This is a genomic window from Burkholderia sp. MS389 (assembly GCF_016899425.1).
GTDB classification, from domain to species: domain Bacteria; phylum Pseudomonadota; class Gammaproteobacteria; order Burkholderiales; family Burkholderiaceae; genus Burkholderia; species Burkholderia sola.
In genome coordinates this window covers 2,959,166-2,979,282 of sequence record NZ_CP045995.1, presented here as the reverse complement: position 1 = coordinate 2,979,282, position 20,117 = coordinate 2,959,166, and the positions used below count along the sequence as shown (strand labels likewise).

Annotated in this window: 19 protein-coding genes and 1 pseudogene; 1 reads left to right on the top strand and 19 read right to left on the bottom strand. The window is 60.1% G+C overall.

What is annotated here, in order from left to right:
* Nucleotides 1–202 precede the first annotated feature (202 nt).
* Nucleotides 203–901, top strand: coding sequence for a LuxR C-terminal-related transcriptional regulator (locus GJG85_RS29690; protein WP_204384166.1), 699 nt, complete (start codon nt 203–205; stop codon nt 899–901).
* Nucleotides 902–1,659: 758 nt separating this feature from the next.
* Here GJG85_RS29690 and GJG85_RS29685 read toward each other — a convergent pair.
* From GJG85_RS29685 to GJG85_RS29595, 19 genes and pseudogenes are all read right to left on the bottom strand, one after another.
* Nucleotides 1,660–1,878 (bottom strand): annotated as a pseudogene (locus GJG85_RS29685) (transposase); the annotation flags it as partial.
* Nucleotides 1,879–1,963: 85 nt separating this feature from the next.
* Nucleotides 1,964–3,292, bottom strand: a complete 1,329-nt coding sequence (locus tag GJG85_RS29680) for a hypothetical protein (RefSeq protein WP_204384164.1) — start codon at nt 3,290–3,292, stop codon at nt 1,964–1,966.
* Nucleotides 3,293–3,398: 106 nt separating this feature from the next.
* Nucleotides 3,399–4,523: a porin gene (locus GJG85_RS29675; protein ID WP_050011200.1), complete on the bottom strand. Its 1,125-nt coding sequence runs from the start codon at nt 4,521–4,523 to the stop codon at nt 3,399–3,401.
* Between the two features lie 247 nt (nt 4,524–4,770).
* Nucleotides 4,771–5,655 (bottom strand): alpha/beta fold hydrolase, encoded by an 885-nt coding sequence (locus tag GJG85_RS29670; protein ID WP_089489203.1) that lies wholly within the window; start codon nt 5,653–5,655, stop codon nt 4,771–4,773.
* 78 nt (nt 5,656–5,733) lie between these two features.
* Entirely contained in the window at nt 5,734–6,507 is a 774-nt protein-coding gene (locus GJG85_RS29665) for an SDR family oxidoreductase (RefSeq protein ID WP_048985709.1), read from the bottom strand.
* A gap of 510 nt (nt 6,508–7,017) precedes the next feature.
* On the bottom strand, nt 7,018–7,722 hold the full coding sequence (locus GJG85_RS29660) for a LuxR C-terminal-related transcriptional regulator (protein WP_060067741.1): 705 nt from the start codon (nt 7,720–7,722) through the stop codon (nt 7,018–7,020).
* A 267-nt stretch (nt 7,723–7,989) separates the two neighbouring features.
* The gene (locus GJG85_RS29655; RefSeq protein ID WP_050011390.1) at nt 7,990–8,922 is read right to left on the bottom strand and encodes a LysR family transcriptional regulator; all 933 of its coding nucleotides are present in this window, start codon (nt 8,920–8,922) and stop codon (nt 7,990–7,992) included.
* A gap of 591 nt (nt 8,923–9,513) precedes the next feature.
* A complete protein-coding gene (locus GJG85_RS29650) occupies nt 9,514–10,587 on the bottom strand; it encodes a Gfo/Idh/MocA family oxidoreductase (protein ID WP_089489202.1) in 1,074 nt (357 codons plus the stop codon).
* 19 nt (nt 10,588–10,606) lie between these two features.
* A complete protein-coding gene (locus GJG85_RS29645) occupies nt 10,607–10,999 on the bottom strand; it encodes a hypothetical protein (RefSeq protein ID WP_204384162.1) in 393 nt (130 codons plus the stop codon).
* Nucleotides 10,989–11,138 (bottom strand): hypothetical protein, encoded by a 150-nt coding sequence (locus tag GJG85_RS29640; protein WP_179233154.1) that lies wholly within the window; start codon nt 11,136–11,138, stop codon nt 10,989–10,991. The genes GJG85_RS29645 and GJG85_RS29640 overlap by 11 nt, the downstream gene beginning before the upstream one ends.
* 60 nt (nt 11,139–11,198) lie before the next feature.
* Nucleotides 11,199–12,191, bottom strand: coding sequence for an inositol 2-dehydrogenase (iolG, locus tag GJG85_RS29635; RefSeq protein WP_050011206.1), 993 nt, complete (start codon nt 12,189–12,191; stop codon nt 11,199–11,201).
* A gap of 49 nt (nt 12,192–12,240) precedes the next feature.
* Nucleotides 12,241–13,221, bottom strand: a complete 981-nt coding sequence (locus GJG85_RS29630) for a Gfo/Idh/MocA family oxidoreductase (RefSeq protein ID WP_050011207.1) — start codon at nt 13,219–13,221, stop codon at nt 12,241–12,243.
* Between the two features lie 216 nt (nt 13,222–13,437).
* Nucleotides 13,438–14,604 (bottom strand): Gfo/Idh/MocA family oxidoreductase, encoded by a 1,167-nt coding sequence (locus GJG85_RS29625; protein ID WP_048985716.1) that lies wholly within the window; start codon nt 14,602–14,604, stop codon nt 13,438–13,440.
* 165 nt (nt 14,605–14,769) lie between these two features.
* Nucleotides 14,770–16,482, bottom strand: coding sequence for a biotin carboxylase N-terminal domain-containing protein (locus tag GJG85_RS29620; RefSeq protein ID WP_050011208.1), 1,713 nt, complete (start codon nt 16,480–16,482; stop codon nt 14,770–14,772).
* Nucleotides 16,479–18,077, bottom strand: coding sequence for an urea amidolyase family protein (locus tag GJG85_RS29615; RefSeq protein ID WP_124660024.1), 1,599 nt, complete (start codon nt 18,075–18,077; stop codon nt 16,479–16,481). Before GJG85_RS29615 ends, GJG85_RS29620 begins: the two co-directional genes overlap by 4 nt.
* On the bottom strand, nt 18,070–18,855 hold the full coding sequence (locus GJG85_RS29610; RefSeq protein WP_050011209.1) for a 5-oxoprolinase subunit PxpA: 786 nt from the start codon (nt 18,853–18,855) through the stop codon (nt 18,070–18,072). Before GJG85_RS29610 ends, GJG85_RS29615 begins: the two co-directional genes overlap by 8 nt.
* Before the next feature lie 65 nt (nt 18,856–18,920).
* On the bottom strand, nt 18,921–19,217 hold the full coding sequence (locus GJG85_RS29605) for a putative quinol monooxygenase (protein WP_050011210.1): 297 nt from the start codon (nt 19,215–19,217) through the stop codon (nt 18,921–18,923).
* Nucleotides 19,218–19,271: 54 nt separating this feature from the next.
* Entirely contained in the window at nt 19,272–19,721 is a 450-nt protein-coding gene (locus tag GJG85_RS29600) for an OsmC family protein (RefSeq protein ID WP_204384160.1), read from the bottom strand.
* A gap of 72 nt (nt 19,722–19,793) precedes the next feature.
* Nucleotides 19,794–20,111 (bottom strand): hypothetical protein, encoded by a 318-nt coding sequence (locus GJG85_RS29595; protein WP_050011212.1) that lies wholly within the window; start codon nt 20,109–20,111, stop codon nt 19,794–19,796.
* Nucleotides 20,112–20,117: the final 6 nt, after the last annotated feature.

The following is a 20,117-nucleotide window of genomic DNA, read 5'->3' as shown; positions in this document are numbered from 1 at the left end:
TACGGCACCCTGGCACTTGGCCGGATTCGTCGCCACCGTCGCCATATACGGGAGCGTGTGACCCGCCAGTCGCCTTGGCTCGGTTCTTGCGTCCAATCGTTGAACATCGCGCTAGCAGCCTTTTCGCGTAGGCCGCCAGCGTTCCAGCCTCCGTCAGACAGGTTCGGAAAAGGATCCTTTGTCTATTCCACTTGGATAAACCATGCGATATCACCTGAACGACGATTGCAAGGACTTCGCCAAGCGGACCATTGCGTTTTCTCAAACCCTTCTGGAATCGTCTGCCGCAATCTTTACCTGGTTTGACGCTACCCAGAAGATCCCACCGTGCACGGAACACGGCCTCGGCGACGTGATGATTCGCGACTATTACCGAGACTTCAGAGAGTTCGATCCGATTTCCCCCGACTTCCTTTTATCAAACAGATCTTCGGTCGTTACTCTAAGAAAGATCGCAGACAATAGATTTAGAGATTGCCACATCCCATACGCACAGTTTATGGCGCGGTACGGGTTCGTAGACGAGGCCGCCTTTGTCTTTTGGCAGGACAACCGAGCCATCGCTTTTCTCAATGTTCTAAAAGGCAGACACGACAAAACGCTCGACAATGAATCCGTACTCCAGGAAATGCATAGCTATATCCAGTACAACCTGCTCGGATTGGATTCAATAAAAACCCATCGACGCAATCGGAAACTCACCGAGCACCATCTATTGACAGCCCGCGAGCTAGCGGTCGCCAACTTGATTGCGAGTGGACTTTCCAACAAGGAGATTTGCCACGAATGCCAGATCGAGCTGGTGACGGTCAAAACGCACGTGGGAAGGGTGCTGGCAAAGCTCGGATTGAATACGCGGTCACAAGTCGCGTCGTTTCTGCACTCGATAACCGCGGATTGACCGTTGCAGTCCCGCCTCGTGGAAGCGAAGTCTGATGCGTGCGGTCCATTGCAGTTCAGTTGCAGGCGGGGCGAACCGACGCCGCCCTCAACCAGGCCGTCGAAACGACTTGCGCCCCGCTCCAGGCACCATACGAACGCACGCGGCCCGCTGAGCCTGCAAGCTTTCGCAATACCATCAGCTTGACACGCCATGGTTTCGACAGCTTCGTCAAAGGTACTGACGAGAGATCGGGGCCGAATTGGCACGTTCAGTGGCGTTTCCACCGCGTACTCTCGCGGTGGCCGCTTCCATGCCGTGATCTGAAGTTGGACCGGTTTTTTTACTTTCGGCTACGCTCGGCCGGACTCTGCTCTCCATGCCGCGCGTCGAAACGCAGGTGCGCAACCACTTGTCCGAGGCTGTAGTACGTAACGAAGCTGCTTCGGTCTGACTCAATGTTACGGATTCCAGCATCGGAATCCGTCTGACAAGCAGAGACCTCCGCTGAGTCAATCGGATGACGGCTATGCAGCGATCGCAGGAATATCTTTCGCATGACTCGGTTCCCTGTTGGGTCCACTACTGAGGTCTGCGCGCCAACCCGACATTGAAGCGCAGAGGTGGTTACAATCGACAAAGCGTGAAGCATCATGATCTGTTCAAGTCCACGCCGGATCGCTCGACGCCAATCACAACGACATCGGAACGACGACGACCCAGGCGACGTGGACGATCTATACATCGTCTCTAGCGATACCCGATGCCCCTTGCTTGGCCAAGGCCTCCGCCAATAGCTTCCTTAGTCGATCATTCTCGCCCTCAAGGTACTTCAACCTTTGCGATTCAACGCCGTCGTTGCCACCAAACTTCGCCCGCCACGAGTAGAAGGAGGTATCGCTGAAACCGTACGTCCTGCACAGATACTGGACCGCCTCGCCAGCTTCGGCCTCTCTCAAGAAGCCGATGATTTGCTCGTCCGTAAAGCGCTTCCGCATTCTCAAACCTTCCTCGAAAGTGACCTTTGCTGGCGTCAGGTAGCCTAGCGCTCCAGAAAACAGGTCCGTTTCTCAAGTGGTCCCTCTAACTCGAGGCAGCATGTGACGACAGTTCCCTTCGTCGATTGCAGTACGATTCGATACCAACAAAGAGGATCACCTGGACAAGCACCGACACCGGTGTCGCCCACTGGTACAACGATGGGAAGAGCGATGCGTTACCGAGGCACACTCCACATAGGGTTGCGATCAGGCATGAGCTCAATCCCGTCCATCGCCAGTTCTTGATCACTTGAGGCATGACATCGGGCACATCTCGGGATCGTCCAGCCCAGAACTGATCGACGAGAAGCAACGTGACGAAGCAAGCCATGGACATACCGATATAGTTCAGGGCACTCGCGAGCAAGTGCGTACCATCTGAAATCAGCACAGCGGCCGCAACCGCGCAGAAAGCAACGATGACGACTCTTCTGCTGACGGAAACGCCAAATAGATGCTCGAGTGCGTTGACGAAAGCAACGGTGCCTGAGTAGATGTTCCCGAGATTGATTCTGAGCTGCGTCGTACACGCGAAAATGATCCCCCCCGCACCCAGCAACGAAACGAAATAGACGCCAGGATTGCTTTCCCGCATCTGGACAGCGAACCAGATCCCCAAGATCCCGGTGATCCCGTAACAGAACGCTGGAAACAACGCGCCAACAAACACCGTCCCTGCTCGGAGTTCCCGTTTGCGCACAAATCTTGCATAGTCGGCCGTCACAAGACCAATGATGAAGGCGAGACCGTTAACGATGCCCAATACTTCAAGCAGGCTGGTGAAGGGGGCTGCCGCAAGCCGAATCTCCGGGAGCGGAGCGCCAGCCACGGGAACATCAAGCGCGTTTCTTATCGCCCACACAACAAACACAACGAACAGCACCAGACTCATCGTCTGGAATCTTGCAAGAACCTTCATGCCCGACCACACGAGCGGCAACATGACGAAGACAAGGCAGATGTATATCAACGCATGAGGAGCTTGCGGAAAGAGAGCCTGTAGCGAAGCCCCCATGATGTTGGCTTCTGCGACGAAGTAAGTGAGGCAGGCCACTCCGTAGGCCAGGCTGAATAATCCCGCTCCACGATATCCGAGCACGGTTCTGGCCCAGATATTGATGCCAAACCCTGTCTGAATGGATCGACGAACGAGCAGCACACCGACGAATGTCGAAACGCAGTATCCGTAGGCCAGTCCGATCAGCGCGGCTGCTACGCCAAACCTCACGGTAATGATCGACGCAATCTGAGCAAAGAAAAGCGCGGTCGCAATACCTAACGTAGCGAAGAATATGCCCTGCCAACCGGTCCTTGCATCTTCAGGAACCGGACTGGACGCGTAATCATCATCGGAGTGAGTTGATGCCGGCATACAGAAATCCCAATACCTTCGTGTCAGGAAAATGAGCAACGCGGCGCCGCGGAACTCACGAAGGAATCACCCTCGTATCGGTCCGCGGCGCCTCATACAGATTGCTTCAGAACTTGTGCCGCAGGCCGACGGCTACAACTTCCTGAGTACCTTTGCCCGCCGCAATTCCGTACGACCCGATGGAAGCCTCGGCGGCGCCTTGCCCGTTCTGCCCGCTTGCATGCTGATACCCTGCGAGCGCATAGACGTCGGTGCGCTTGCTCAAGCTGTAGTCGGCCCCGATATTCACCTGGTGGTACTTGGCAGACGAATCCCCCAGTGCGCGCGTGTAGTTGTAGCCGGCGATGAGCAGGAACGCAGGCGTCACTTGATACTGGGCAAAGACCGAACCGTTGTGATACTTCTCCGACCCCGTGAACGTCGATGCCGAATCGGCCGAATACTGGGCATAGCCATACGCCGCGCCCACCGTGAACGGGCCCGCAACGTAATTGGCACCGATCCGGGCGATATTGATCGACCGGGCTGACGCATAAGCCGCATTCACCGGCGAATTAAACAGCGAGTCGGACGAGGAAGTGCCGCGATTGCCCAACGTCGCGTTGCCGTTGTCGATGTGGAGAACGCCGCCGCCGACGCTGAACGACGTGCTTTGATAGCCAACTGCTGCGCTCCACGTCTGCCCCGACCCCGTGGATCCAGCGACGCCGCCGAGCGCATACATGACCTCGGCCGAAACGCCGCCCCACGACGGACTCACCCATTTCACGGCGTTATTGAATCGAGCACTCGAGTCGTAATTGTCGACGTCACCCGGCGTAGCGAACCAGCCGCTGTAGACATCGGCGGTCAACTGCTGTTCGAGGTCGGTCAGCGGATCGTACTGACGACCGAACGTCAGGGTGCCGTACTGGCTCGAAATGCCCACGAACGCTTGTCGGCTGAACAACTTGCCCGGTGTCGCAAGCGCGCCGTTCGTGCCGTCAAAGCCGCTCTCTACTGTAAAGATGGCCGAGAGCCCGCCACCCAGATCCTCCGTTCCCTTCAATCCCCACAGGGAAGCCGAAAGATTGCTGGGCAACATCCTTACTTGCGAACTCTGTCCGCCGCTGTTGTGCACATAGCCCACACCCGTGTCGACGATCCCATAGAGCGTCACGGAACTTTGAGCCTTTGCTTGCGAGTAAGCTACGATGCTCAGTGCGGCGACTGCAATGACTTTTTTGTTCATTCCCCCCCCAAATCACCAAAGTTAATTTCACTAGGAATACTGATCAAATAAACTATCGAATTGCTTCGATACCAGCCGTTTCCGTCTCAAGATCAACAATCTCTCGTCGAACGGAGTGCAGCGCCCACGACGCACTGACATCGCTAGGCAGCATGCGGCGCGCGCTCCATACCCGTTCGAACCGGGCGACGGATTTCTCCAGACGCTGGCTGGATCGTCAGAAGCGGCGCCGGCTTGTCCGCTCGTACTAGCCGAAGAAACTCTCGAGTTCCTTTGCAAGCGCCTCGGGCGCCTCTTCCGGGATATAGTGTCCGGAAGCGACCATCGTGCCGCGAACGTCCGCCGCGACCTGCTGCAGCTGCGGAACCAGGTCGGGCATTGATCCCTGATCTGCACGGACCGCAAGAACCGGCATCTTGAGCTTGCCCTTCGCGCTCAATTCGCGATTCTGCTCGGCCGACACCGAGATAGCACGGTAGTAAGCGAGGCCACCTTTCAGGCCATTCGTCAGGAACACGCGATGGTATTCCTCGAAGTCCGCTTGGGAGAACACCTGCGGGTTTGCCGCCTTCCGTTGCAAATACCACTCGAGATAGATGTGCTCGCGGCCGGCCAAGAGCGCTTCGGGAAGATCCGGGATGTTGTGGAATGCGACGTGCCACGTCCGCCACGCAACGTCGGAAGCCCACGGCAGCGTATCCGGAAGACTGATGCCCGGGATACCCGTGTCGAGGATCGCGAGGGCCGTGACCTTGTCGCCATTCATCGCCGCATAGGGATAACCGACCCATCCACCGATGTCGTGTACGACAAGTGCATGTCGATCGACACCGAGTTTCTCGACCAGGCCACGAAGGAGCCTGGCGGCCTTGACCGTGTCGAGCGTACCCGCGGGACGGTCCGAGTCACCTTGCCCGGGAAGATCCGGAGCAATAACACGGTACCGATCCCCAAGCAGCGGCAAAACCTTGCGCCACGCATACCAGCTTTGGGGGAAACCGCAAATCAGAACCAGCACGTCGCCGTCCGCCTTGCCGCCGCTCACATAATGCATCCGCACGCCATCAACCGTCTGAAAGCCCCGCTTGAAACCTTCGATGCCGGTCTCCGGCCATTCACGATTCGAAAACATTCACAAGCTCCTGTTGTTCCACCGACATGTGCAGGCGCGGGCACCTGCGCCGCGCCACGCGTGTAGCCAAACGCCCGCTCAGAAGGGATCCCGGGCAGCAGCAAGCCAGCCGCCGTCCATCACGTACTCGCTGCCATGCACGAAGTCGGCATCGTCGCCGCCCAGATACGCAGCGAGCTTGGCAATTTCTTCCGGCTGACACCAGCGGCGGGCCGGGAATTTCTGAAGGGCCGCCTCCATATCGGGCGAATTCGCCGTCGTGTGCTCCGACATCGCCAGCGGGGTTGCGGTTGCGCCCGGGCAAATCGTATTGACGCGAATGCCGCGCGCGCCGTATTCGAACGTGAGTTGTCGAGTCAGACCGATCACACCGTGTTTGGACGCCGTGTAGGCGGTCCCGCCACCCGCAGCACTGAAGCCCGAGGTGGACGACGTGTTCACGATCGCCCCTTTGCCTTGCTTCAGCATCTGCGGAATGACCGCTCGGGCCATCAGGAACGGTCCCGTGAGGTTAACGGCAATGACGCGGTCCCACTCTTCGACGCTCACCTCGTGAGCCGTCGCGTGTCCATCCAGAATGCCGGCGTTATTGCACAGAAGATCGATGTGCCCCCAACGCTCGATCACCGCCTTGACAGCGGCCTCGACGCTACGCGGGTCGCTGACGTCCACTTGATGTGCGTACGCCATCGACGGATTCGCCAACGCTTCGACGGTGGCAACGGCATTCTTGAGATTGATGTCGAGTGCGGCTACGTTCGCCCCTCTCGAAACGAACTCGCGAACCATTGCTCGCCCCATGCCGGAACCAGCACCGGTTACGACAACCACGCGCCCGGAATAATCATTCACTGAAACGTCTCCTTGACTTCACTTTGACCAGCACGTGCGCTGCTCACTGAGCCGGCGAATCGTGCGCTTTCTGTTTCCAGGATTCGCGTGCATGCATCGTCTTGCGCCAATTAGACGAGGTCCAATTGTGATTCTCGATGCATGCAGATCACGAATTTCTATCAGTTCGGCGAGCTGGACCGAAGACGGTCCACCATCAACCGGCACTCGGCAAACACCCGTCACGCATCGGAAGTTAATTCGTTATGCGAATTGACAGCCGGACGCCGCTCAAGCCATGTGTAACGCGCACCATCCTCAAGGTTGAAGATCGTGATCGATGAAGTGAGCTGTCAGGCCACGCAACAGGCATGAACCAATGCGAGCGTTACGACCGTCTGAATGATGTCCGGCGGCCTTGAAACCATTGTATGTATGGCCAAGACGCCGCTCGTCCATCCAAAGGATGAGAAAAATTTCCATTGATGCAACCGGTGACGAGGACGAACGCACCGCCCCGGTGCACCCAGGCTATTTCGTGGTCGGTGTGCCCAGGTCGGCGGAGAATGCCGCAAGCTGGGTTCGGCTCTCGATGCCCAGCTTGCCCAGGATTCGAATGACATGCGACTTGACGGTGGCAAGCTCGATGCCCAGCGTCTCGGCGATATCCTTGTTGGACAGGCCGGCGGTCATCAGAGACGCGACTGCGAGCTCCCGCTCCGTCAGGAAATACTCGTTTCGCAGCGCGTGGTCTGCCTGGACCTTCTTGACGGACGCAAGCATCGAGAAGCTGTGCTGCATATAGTCGTACATCTGTCCGAAGGGTTCGGGAGTCGAGAACGGGCTATCGCCTTGCTTCTTGATGACGGAGAGGCATGCTAGTGGCGTATCTCCCGCCCAAAACAGGAACCCGACTTCGTCCACGAGCCCGTACTTCCGCTGGTAATCCGACCAACTGGAGTGCTGGTCGTCGCGCTTTGCCCCTTTGAGGGTCACTACGGTCGCACGCTGTTTGATCAGACGATAGACGTTCAGCGGATCGGCCGAGGCGAATACCGTGTAATAGTCCTTGATGGTCTCTTCGGGCCATCCCATCTGGGTGTGCGGCAATAGCTGGTCGTGCGAATCGAGCCATGTGAACACGGCGGCCGAACAATTGAGCATCGACCGTGCAAAGTTAACGGTCTGAAGAGCGAACTCCTGCGATTCCCTGAATTTGCTGACTTCGACTAACATCGCCAATTCTCTTTGCCGGTAGGGATGAGCGCGAGCGCCGATCGCCCGAAATCAGCGGCCCGACAAGTGCGCCAGCACCGAAACCGAAAGCCTCACGAGCGGAGAGCATGAAATTCGCACCAGACTAACATCTGATACCTAATGGGACAGGCTACCGCAACGCGCCGCCGAATCATACTAGGGAAGTCATATACCCGCCGGCGACCATAATCCGAAAGTCAATCGGTACACCCCCACTGCCCGAACGACCTCAATCGGGATGATCGGTCACGCGGCCCGAATCAGCGTCTCCGGTTTTCCTCGGCAGTATGTAGCGCACACATCCCGGGCCGCGTCGGCTGCCGCTACGACGGCCGGTGATGCATTGACCGGCATGCACAACGACACGTCGATCGACGGCGGCTGCGGCTCCAGCGCGAGCTCGGCGATTCGCCCGTTCTCCAGTTCGTCGTGCACGAACAGGTGCGGGACTGCCCCGACACCGTATCCATCACGCACCAATTGCACGATCGCAGCGACCGAAGAGGCACAGGTTATGCGTATCGCCTCGTCCGGGATGCCGGCTCCACCGGCCAGTGTTCGGACGATGCGTTCCACCGCCAGGTGCGACGTGGTGCCCCTTCCGAATGTCAGTATCGGCCGCGCCAGGGCGAGGCGAACCGGATCCATGTCCGAACCGGAAAGCAGCTCCCGGCTGACAATCCATCGAACCGGATAGCTTGCAATCCTGCTCGACGTGACCTTGTCGCTCCCAACAACCTCTGCGCAGACAGCCATGTCGAGCTCGCCCTGCAAGATTTTCTTGTTCAGTGCCGGGCTCGAATCTACGGTCAGCTCGACCACCAAGCCCGGGACGCGCTCCCTCAACTGCGTCACATACAAGGAAAGCCAGCTGTGAACAATCGTGTCTATCACGCCGAAACGTATCGGTCCGCGTAACGCGAGATCGAGACCGGCTGCCTTCTTGAGCGCACGAGTCGCGTCTACCACGTTCATCGCCAGCGTCAACAAGCTCTGCCCAGACAGGGTGAGACGAAAATCCGCCGCCGTTCGATCGACGAGCTCGGTCCTCAACTCGTCTTCCAACGCCTTGATACGTGTCGATATCGTCGCGGGCGAAGTATGAAGAAGACGCGCCGTAGCCCGGAAGCTGCCTTGTTGCGCGAGCGTCACGAACGTCTCCAGAAAGCGTGTATTCATTGCCTCACCATCGAGGATGCAGGTTTCCGTCCCGTCATACGCCACAGAACACCTGCCTGCGTCCGTCGATCTTCTCGAGTCAACACGGCGAAGACAGCACATTGGCGTCGAACATCGCTACGTTCGTCTCTGCTTGTCAGGAAAATGTTGACAGCCGTGTGCAGAATTTCTCGTTGGCTCAAGATCATTTCCGATCCTATTATTTATTCGCATTCCTTCTTTATGACGTAGAGTGCGAAAGCCATTCGGCAAACCGCGAATCTCGAAACGACGGATATATCTGGACCCTCGCCCCATGACGCTACGGAAAGTTCTCGGCACCGCCCTTCTCAACGCTGCCTCGGTCACCCGCACGAACCATCGAAACGTACCCGCCACGGACCAGCGAAACGTCTCTCCGTACACCGCCCTTCTGCGTGAACCGATGTCTTCCATCGCGGCGAATGTTCCCGATCGGCCCGATCTCCGGTCGGTATCGATCCTCGGCTACAACTAAGTCTCGCGCCACGGATCTGCATCCGCGACAGGAATTCGAGGCACGCCGAGCGAGCCTCGGATAGTGTGTCGCGCAAGTTCTCTCGACTTGAACGCCTACAACAGCAGCCGCTTTTCCGTTCTCGGTACGGCGCGCACATCATCGAGCGTCAGGTTTCGGCGGACGAAACGCGTCGGTTCGATGGACACCACCGTTCCCGTGCGAGCAGACGCCTCGATCGCCAGCAAGGCCCTCAGGTCAGCCAGGCCCTCTTCGACACTCGACGCAGGCTTGCTGCGTTTCTGAATGCATTCGGAAAACTGCTGAATCAACCCGCCGAAGTGATCGCAGTGCCGGAAATGCATCGTCTCCGAAGCATCCTTCGCGTTCAGTACCATTCGCGTCGGCGTTTCGAACCTGAAACCGGGCTCCATGGTCAGGTCCCCTTCGGTTCCCAGCACCCTGTACATATCGATCGACGCCGTGCCAAAACTGCAATAGAACTGCGCGATTCGATCGCGAGGGAAACGCAACGTGACAGCAATGGCGTCGTCGATGTCCGAGAAGCGGGAATCTCCGGGCCGGCGCGTCGTGATCGCCGACGCATCGACGGGTTCGTCGGAGAAGACATGCCGCGCCGCGTTGACGCAGTAAATCCCGATGTCTTGAAGCGGGCCGCCCCAGTTCTTGCTGTCCAGCCGGTGGTTGCCCGTCGCGGACTGAAATCCGAACATCCCGCAGAAGTACTTCGGATCACCGATGCGGCCTTCCCGGATCGCTTCCAGTGCCGCGATCGTCCCTGCCTCGTGATGCAAGCGGTAACAGGTGCTCAACAACACGCCGGCCTCGGCTGCCGCCCCAATCATCGCCTCGGCATCCGCGACGTTGGTCGCCATCGGTTTCTCGACCAATACGTGCTTTCCGGCTCGCGCTGCGCGAATCGCATAGTCGGCGTGGAGCGGGTTGGGGACGGCGATATAGACCGCGTCGACGACATTGCTGTTCAACATCCGGTCGTAGTCGTCGTACCCGACGATCGTATCGACGCCGTGGAATCTCGCGAGCTTCCGCGCGCCGTCAGGATTTCCGGAAACCAACGCGCCGATCACCGAATTTCCTGTCTGGGCAACAGCCGGCATGAACGCCTCCTGCGATATCCATCCAGCACCTACAACAGCGTATCTGATCATGTTTGCCTCTATGCGTTGCTCAGGAACCGTAGACGACCGGCACGGCGCTCCGCTCGCGCAGAGACCGACGCGCCGCATCCAGCACGACGGCTGCGTCATATGCGTCGTCGAGCGTCGACAACGGGGTCGTACCTTTCGCGACGCATTCGTTCACGAAGAAGCTTTCGACCTGAAGAAAGCTGTCCCAGTAGGTCGCGTCATCCCAGAACGGAAGTCTCGCGTCGCCAAACTTCGTGACATCCCACGGGATCACGCCGCTTCCGTCGGAGCCGATGATCTTGAAATAGACGGACCAGGGCTCCCGACTGCGATCGTCGGCTGAAAAGCTTCCCCACAGATTCGCAATCGTTCCATTAGGATATTCCGCGGTGATCACCAGTTGATCGTCGGCGTTCGGATCGTCAAAGTGCACATTGGAACCGGTCGACGAATTGCAGTGCCTTCCTGTAAGTGCGACTCCAGCCGCCACAAAACAACTGCGGATCCATTTCGGCGAGAGCCGTTCCGTGCAACTCTGCTACGTTGCCGAGGCCGATGATACCGATCTTCATGAGAGCACCCGATATGTGTGAAATGCCCACCGGCTGGCCTGCCCATGCCGGTCATGTCGATCAGCCAGCGATGTCCACCGGCTGCCCGCGCTGCCACGAAAGCGTGGCCGCATCGGCGATCAACTGGGCCTTCAGGCCATCGCCGGCATCCGGTTGCGGCATTTTTCCTGCCGACACGGTGTCGACGAAGTAGCGCATTTCGGCCAGATAGGAGGCGCCGAAGCGCTCGAGAAAGAACGGTTGCGCGACCGGCATGGCGAACCCGACTTCCGTGGCATGCTCCACCTGAGACTCGAGAACGTTCTTGACACGTAGCATGCCGCGCGATCCGTGAACCTCGAGTCGCTGGTCATAGCCGTAGGTCGAGCGGCGCGAATTCGAGATCTGGCAGATCTGCCCCGACTTCGTCGTCAGGATGACTGCCGCCGTATCCACGTCGCCGACCTCCGCAATGGACAGCTCAACCAGCACCGATCCGGTGGCGAACACTCGCACCGGATCTTCCTGCAACAGGAATCGCGCGAGGTCGAAATCGTGAATCATCATGTCGCGAAAGAGACCACCGGACGTCTTCAGATACGACAGCGGCGGCGGCGCCGGATCACGAGATGTGATCGTGATGGTCTCGACATTTCCGATCTCACCCTCGTGCACGCGACGCGCCAACTCACCAAAGTGCGGGTCGAACCGCTGGTTGAACGCCGTCATGAAGGGCACGCCCACATTCTCGACGGCATCCATGCATGCCCTTACCCGCTCCGACGACAGATCGATGGGCTTCTCGCAAAAGATGGCCTTTCGCGCAACCACCGCCGCGTGAACGAGATCGAAATGCGTCGATGACGGTGTCGCAATCACCACCGCATCGATGTCATTCCCTTCGAGAATGTCCGATGCATCGCGTGCGTCAACCCCAAATCGGTCAGCACAGGCCGCTGCGGCGCTCTCGTTGACGTCAGCTACCGCGACTAGCGTTGCCGATGGAATCTGCTTGATACCGAGTGCATGAACTTGACCAATGCGCCCACATCCGAGAATTCCAATTCTGATCATTTTTCCTCCTGAGTGGCGCAAACCTCTGCATTTCCGCGGATTGGCATGACTACGCGTACATCGTCGGACGGTAACGCCCGGCCGCGAACGTCAATGATGTTCCGCGCCCCATCGCAGCGACGATCTGCTCTGCGACTGCCGTCGTGACATAGCCATCCCAGGCATTTGCACCACCGCTTGACGTGCCGGCGCCGATCGATCGGACCCACTCGTTGAGCTGCTTCACATAGGCCGACCTGAATCGGTCGATCCAGTTTCCGGCATGGGCCGTCATGCCGTAGCCGCCGGCATTCCTGCCGACACATCCGGGCGGAGCAGTCTCGATCGTTCCGTTTCGCCCGACGACCTGTACGTGCACGTGATAGCCATACTGGCAATTCATGAACACCTCCGACGACACGATTACGCCGCCGGCCATTTCCATCACGACGACCAGCGGATCGCCGTTTCCAGCACTGTAGACACGTGCGCCAACAGGTTCGGAATCGAGCAACCAGCGGCTTGCATCGATTTCGTGAACGAACGCATTGGTGATGGACATCGGGCCGTTGAACCAGTCCGGCGCGATGGGATTTCGGTGGACGTTGTGCACGACAACCGGTGCGCCAATGTCGCCCTCCCGGACAGCACGCTTCATCTCGATGTACGGTTGGTCGAAACGACGCATATAACCGACCTGGACCAGCCGTCGGCTCTTCGCAATTTCCGCGTCGACGACCTTGAGTGCCTCGGCCGCCGTACCGGCCAGCGGCTTCTCGCACAGAACCGGCTTGTCGGCCTCGATGCACTGCAGTACGAGGTCGCCGTGCAGCGTGTCCGGTGCGGCAACGAGAACGGCGTCGACATGCTCGGAGCGAATCAGCTGCCGCGGGTCCGTATAGACTCTCGCGCCGCCCGCCACGGTCCGCGCGCGCCCTTCATCGGCATCGCAGACCGCGACCAACTCCGCACCCGACGTCTCCTCACGCAGAATGCGCGCGTGCTCCGATCCCATTACGCCGACACCGATCACCCCAATTGCCAAGGTCATCCCCTGCCTCCGATCTATTGACACGCTATCGTTCGAACGCGGCCGTAGTGGAGGCCGCATCCGGATCTATCGCAGTTCGCCGCCGGGACGGTGATGCTTCGACGTTGGCCGCAGATGAGGAGGCGCTCGCCGGATCCATTACCGACGAGCCGCGTTACCGATTCGCCACTCACCGAGGAGCTCACCGCCTCCGCACGACTTCAGGCGGCGGCCGTGTTATCCGCGAGCCGGCTGCTGGATGTGTTCCCACACGCCGCTTTGCCCCGACACGAGGATCGCGTCGGCGATGCGCTCGATCTGGACGCCGTCCTCGAAGTTCGGCGCGGCAGGCTGGTTCCCGGCGATGGCCTGCAGGAAGTTGTACCACTCGATCGACTTGATATCGATGTAGCCCTGGCCCATCCCGGCAACCGGCCACAGCTTGTCGCCGAACGGTTGATGCGGGCCCGAGTAGATCGTGCGGAAGCCGAACGCGTCCGACGGATCGTCCGCGAACGCCACACGCAGTTCGTTCAGGCGCTGATAGTCGAACGCAATCGAGCCACGGGTACCGTGGATTTCGAAGCCGAGCTGGTTGTGGTGGCCCCACGCATTGCGCGTCACTTCGATCGTTCCGCACACGCCATTGCTGAACTTGATCATCGTCATGGCCATGTCGTCGACGTCGACCTTGCCCTTCTCCGACGATGCCTGACCTGCCGGGCCGAAGAAACGGCCCGCCGGCAGCGGCCGCTCGGCGATGAAGGTCTTGACGATCGAGTTCACCGATTCGAACTCGCCGACGAGCAGGCGCGCCGCATCGATGACGTGCGTGCCGATATCGCCAAGCGTGCCCGAGCCGGCCTTCTCCTTGTTGAAGCGCCACGACAGCGGCGTGCTGGGATCCGCGCCCCAGTCCTGCAGGTAGTAGCCGCGGAACGTCAGGATCTCGCCAATACGCCCTTCGTCGATCAACCGCTTGGCCATCTGCAGCGCCGGCGTGTGGCGATAGTTGTACGAAATCATCGTGACCACGCCCGTTTCCTTCGCGGCCGCATGCATGGCTTCCGCATCGGCTACCGTCATGGCCATCGGCTTCTCGCACATCACGTGCTTGCCCGCCTTCGCGGCGGCGATCGCGATCGCCGCGTGCGTGTCGTTCGGCGTGCAGATGTCGACGATGTCGATATCCGGGCGCGACACCACTTCGCGCCAGTCCGTCGCGTGCTCGGCGAACCCATATTGCGCAGCTGCATTGCGTGCGAGTTCGTCGTCGATGTCGACCACGACCTTGCGTTCGATTTCCACCGGCGAGCCGAACAGGATCGGCACCACGGCAGTAGCGATGGAGTGGGCCTTGCCCATGAAGCCAGTGCCCACCAGAGCGACATTCAGTTTTTTCACGGTTTTCCTCCAATAAGGCTGTCGTACTCGTGACGCACTCAGCCGATTCCTTGACTCTTCCGACATCAATTTGATTGTTCGCCAGTCACTCAGGATCCCGAATCACATGACGTACACCTTCTACATCTCGACAACTCAAATTCGATTCAATGTCCCCTTCGCTCCTTACTCGATAACCGCGATCTTTTCGCCCGCCGTGACCGGACGTCCGGCTTCCCCATGGATGCGGATTCGACCACCTTTCGGTGCGACGACACGCATTTCCATCTTCATCGCTTCCATGATGGCGACGGCATCGCCCTCGGCCACCGTCGCACCCTCCCCCACCAGCCACTTCTGCAGCGTTCCAGGAACCGGCGCCGTCACGATGTCGGCGCCCGCTTCCGCCTTCGCCGAATCGTCGAATGCTCGCGGGACGCCGACATTCGCAAACAGCGACGCAGGCAGACCGATCGTGTGACGCTTTCCATCGATCTCGATGAAGCTTTTCAGCAGCCCGCCCTCAGCCGGCGTGACGCGTCCGGAAGGTTCGACCCCGCCAAACTCCGTTTCGATCCAGTTGGTATGAACCTTGAATCCATCTTCGCCGCTGAAGCTCTTTTCCTCGAGTACCGCCCGATGGAATGGCAGCACCGAACCCACTCCCTCGATATCGAATTCGGCAAGCGCACGACGGGCGCGAGCGAGCGCTTGTTGGCGCGTATCGCCGGTAATGATCAGCTTGGCCATCAGCGAGTCGTACAGTCCCGGAATCTGCGAGCCGGATTCGACACCGGAGTCGAGCCGCACACCGGGACCTGCGGGCGGACGAAAGCGCGTGATCGCGCCAGGTGTCGGCAAGAAACCACGACCCGGATCTTCCGCATTAATACGGAATTCGATCGCATGACCGCGGGGCTCCGGCGTCGCCGTAATCGACACAGGAAGGCCATCCGCGATGCGCAGTTGTTCGATCACGATGTCGACACCGGTGGTTTCCTCCGTCACCGGATGCTCGACCTGCAACCGCGTGTTCACCTCGAGAAACGAGATGACCCCGTCTTGAGAAAGCAGAAACTCGACCGTGCCCGCCCCCGTATAGCCGGCCTCGGCACATATCCTTCGCGCCGCGTCATGAATGCGCGCGCGCTGCTCGACGGTGATGAAAGGCGCGGGAGCCTCTTCCACGAGCTTCTGGTTTCGGCGCTGCAGCGAACAGTCGCGCGTGCCGAGCACGACGGTGTTGCCGTGATGGTCGGCCATGATCTGCGCCTCGATATGGCGCGGACGGTCGAGAAACTGTTCGGCGTAGCAGTCGCCCCGGCCGAACGCCTCCGTCGCCTCGCGGACGGCCGAATCGAACATCTCCGCGACGTCTTCGATGCGTCGGACGATCTTCATGCCGCGGCCGCCGCCCCCGAACGCCGCCTTGATCGCCAGCGGCAGGCCAACTTCCCGCGCAAAGGCGACCGCGTCGGACGCACTGTTCAACGGCCCGTCGGATCCCCTGACCAGCGGCGCGCCGACCTTCGATGCGATACGCCGGGCCTGCACCTTGTCGCCGAGCGCGGTGATGACCGCCGGCGACGGGCCGACCCAGATCAGTCCGGCATCGATTACCGCTTGGGCGAACTCCGCGCGTTCGGACAGGAAGCCGTAGCCCGGGTGGACCGCATCGGCACCGGCGCGACGGGCGATCGCCAGAATCTTCGAGATGTCGAGATAGGTCTCCGCCGGGCGGCCCGCACCCAGCCCGTATGCTTCGTCGGCCAATTCGGCATGCAGCGAACCGGCATCCGCGTCCGAGTAGATTGCGACCGATGTCACGTTGTAGTCGCGCGCGGCGCGAATGACGCGAATGGCGATTTCGCCGCGATTGGCGATGAGCAGCTTCTTCATCGAACGAGTTCCTTCACTTGCGGATCGAATGCGGATATCGGGTTGAAGCGGATACGGGCGCCGATCGGAATCTGCCCGAGCATGCCGAGATGATGGGCCGCGACGACGGCAATCACCGGGTACCCGCCGGTGACGGGGTGATCGGTCAGGAACACCACCGGCTGGCCGCTGTGCGGCACCTGAATCGATCCGAACAACGTGCCTTCCGACGGTAGCTCCGCGTCGTCGCGCCGCGCCAGCGCCAGGTCGCCCGACAGTCGCATGCCGACCCGGCTCGACTCGGGTGTGACGCGCCATTCCTGCGAGAAAAAACGTGCGACGCTATCGTCGGTAAACCAGTCGGTGCGAGGCCCCGGGACGACGTCGACATCGATGACGTCGCCAGCACGCGGGAGCATCCGTCCGACCAGAGGTTCCGGCTCGACGAACGTCGCCGCCTCGTTGGCCGGAACCAAAACATCGCCGCGGGCGATCGGCAACGGGCCGATCCTCGAAAGCGTATCGGTCGACGCGGACCCCAACGTGCGCTCCACGACAAACCCGCCACGCAGTGCGACGTAGCTCCGCATGCCGCGGCCGGGAATGTCGAGCGAGACTTCCTCGCCCGCATCGACGGCAAACGGACGCGAATGGGGGACAACCGTCACGCGGCCATTTGCGTCGCGAATCGAAATCGGACACGGCGCCCCCGTTACAGCCAGGGTCACCGGACGATCAGGCACCAGCGAAAGACCGCCGAACGTCACTTCGAGCACGGTGCTACGCTCGGGATTGCCAACACAGGCGTTCGCGAGTCGTAGCGCGGCGCGGTCGACGGCACCACACACGGAGACACCCTGGTCAGCCTGACGGGGTCGGCCGAGATCTTGATACAGCACTGGGCGATCCGCACGCGTCACCGCGATGCCGCTGCCCGAAACCCGGCGCACCCGCGTCGGCTCCAGTCGTGCCGATACCGGAACGACCGCACCTTTACTCGCATCGCGGAAGCGGACCCGATCACCGGGCGCGAGCAATGCCGCACGCGGGCGCGTCGCGTCCCACATGGGCACTTGCGTCGTGCCGAGAAGCTGCCAGCCTCCAGGGCTGTCGGACGGATAAATCCCGCTGAATTTCCCCGCGATCGCGACCGAACCCGCCGGGATACGCACACGGGGGGTTCTACGTCTGGGGACATCGAATCCCGGATCGTCGGTGGTCATATACGCAAACCCCGGTGCGAATCCGGTGAACGCGACCGAGTGGACTGCATCCAGATGTCGCTGGACAAGCTCCGCCACGGACCATCCCAACAGTTCGGCGACCTCGCCCAGATCTTCTCCGCCGTAGGAAACCGGGATATCGAACATGCTCCCGCCGCGCTCCCGGCGAACGGACACGTCCAGCCGCCCGAGCCGCTCGATCAGCGCCGCGCGATCGACGACAGCCGGATCGAGGCGAACCAGTACGGTACGCGCGCCCGGGACGACCTCGTCGACACCGTCCACTTCGCTTGCGAGAAGCCTGTCGAGGAGCGCCAGCGTCGTCTCGAGACTTCCAAGCTCGACCAGGACGCCGGTAGAACCAGCCGAAAGGATGCGCATCTGCTCAGGCACGGTTCCCTCCCCCGCACGCACTGGCAAATGGCCGAAGCGCAACGCCGCGCGCGGTGAGTTGCGTCTGCAGCACACGAGCGGTCGCAACGGCCGACGGGTTGTCTCCGTGAATGCAGATCGACTGCGCATCAACCGTAATGTCCGTTCCGTCGATTGCAGTCAAGACACCCTCTTGCACGAACCGCAACATGCGACGCGCAACGGCAGTCGGATCGTGAATGACCGCACCTTCCAAGCGGCGACTCACAAGACTTCCATCCCCGTTGTACGCACGGTCCGCAAACGCCTCGCTGACTACGGTGATGCCTGCTTCGCGCGCCTGATCCGCAATCGGCGCACCGGCCAGCGTCATCAACACGAGCGTGGAATCGATCGCGAGAATCGCGTCGATGACGGCCGCCGCCTGGTAGGTGTCGCGCGCGATCGTGTTGTACAGCGCGCCGTGTGGCTTCACGTAGCGAATTGACGTGCCCGCCGCCTTCGCGAGCCCTTGAAGCGCGCCGATCTGGTAGATCACGTCGCCCATCAACTCTTCGCGTGACGGCTGCATGTTGCGACGCCCGAAGCCCACCAGGTCGCGATAGCCGACGTGTGCACCGACGGCAACACCACGCCGCGCCGCTTCACGCAGCACGGTATAGATGCCCACCGGATCGCCGGCGTGAAAACCGCAGGCAACATTTGCGCTCGTCACGATGTCGAGCATCGCCGCATCGTCGCCCATGCTCCACGCGCCGAAGCTCTCACCGAGATCGCAGTTCAAATCAATGCTTAACATGACGCTGCCTACAGGATTCCTTCAGTGCGCGAACACGCGATGCTGCTCGGGTGTTCGCGCGGGATTCACGCGATTTTCCGGAACTTGCTGAGCGAGACGGATTCGATCCATTGTCCCGCCCGTGCGCCGAACGCCTTCGCGAACTCGGTATTCGAATGGGTTTCGAGGGCGGCTTCGTCTTCCCAGACTTCATAGAAAACGAACTGCCCCGGCGTCTCGGTCGATTCGTGGAGATCGTATTGAATGAACCCCGGCTCCGTCTTCGCATACGGCACCAGCTCCTTCAATGCTTCGCGCAGCACGTCTTCGTTACCGGCTCGAGCCACGACGGTTGCGACCACGACCAGACCATCCTTCTTCATCTCACTCTCCTGTTTGCGGTTGTTGATTTGCTGCTGGCACTTCCCTGTCAGAACTCAGCCGAGTTCAATGTCCACTTTCGACTTGATCGAATTGGCGATGAAGCACCCCTTGTGGGCGCGGTGATGCAGTCGCTCCAGTTGCGCAAGGTTCGGCTGCTTTTCGGACCGGAACGTCACGCGCGGTCGAAGCACGATCTCGGATACCCAGTGAAATCCGTCAGCACTTTTCTCGACTTTCCCCACTGCGTTGTCGGAGTACGATTCGACCGCGTACCCGCTTCCCTCGCAGAGCGCAAGGAAGTACAGCATGTGGCAGCTCGCGAGCGCGTTGACGAGCAACTGCTCCGGGTCGGCCAGGCTTTCGTTCCCGAGATAATCGGGAGCCGCAGAGACAGGGATCGTCACCGTCGGGCTGATGATCGCGCGGTGGTCCCGGCTATAGCTCCCTTCTCGCTCGTGGTGCTTATCGACAGTCCATTCCAGTCGGACTCCATGCTCGGACATCGGCTTCTCCCGGCGAGCTTCCTCGCCAATCAGTCATTTCCATTGCGGACAAGCTTCGACGGCCTTGCCGCTTCATTCCGTCACAATATATTTGTTCGTACTCTTTATCGATTTGACGGTACCGGATTTCGCAATCGAAACCCATTCGCTCCAGCACGTATGTGCATCATCGGCACGAATGCGCAACGCACGGGAGCCGTCGCGGAATATCAGCCATTCGATCTCGCGAGGAACCTCGGAACCGGCGTCCTGCACGGCCAGACGCTCGATCCGGTGAGAAAAATCGAGCAACCCTTCGCGCAACACGTCAAGGTGTTGCATGCCACATTCGTCCGACGCCTGCGACGTTCCGCGATTGAGCAGCTTCGCGGCGATTTCTGCATCGAACATTGCAAC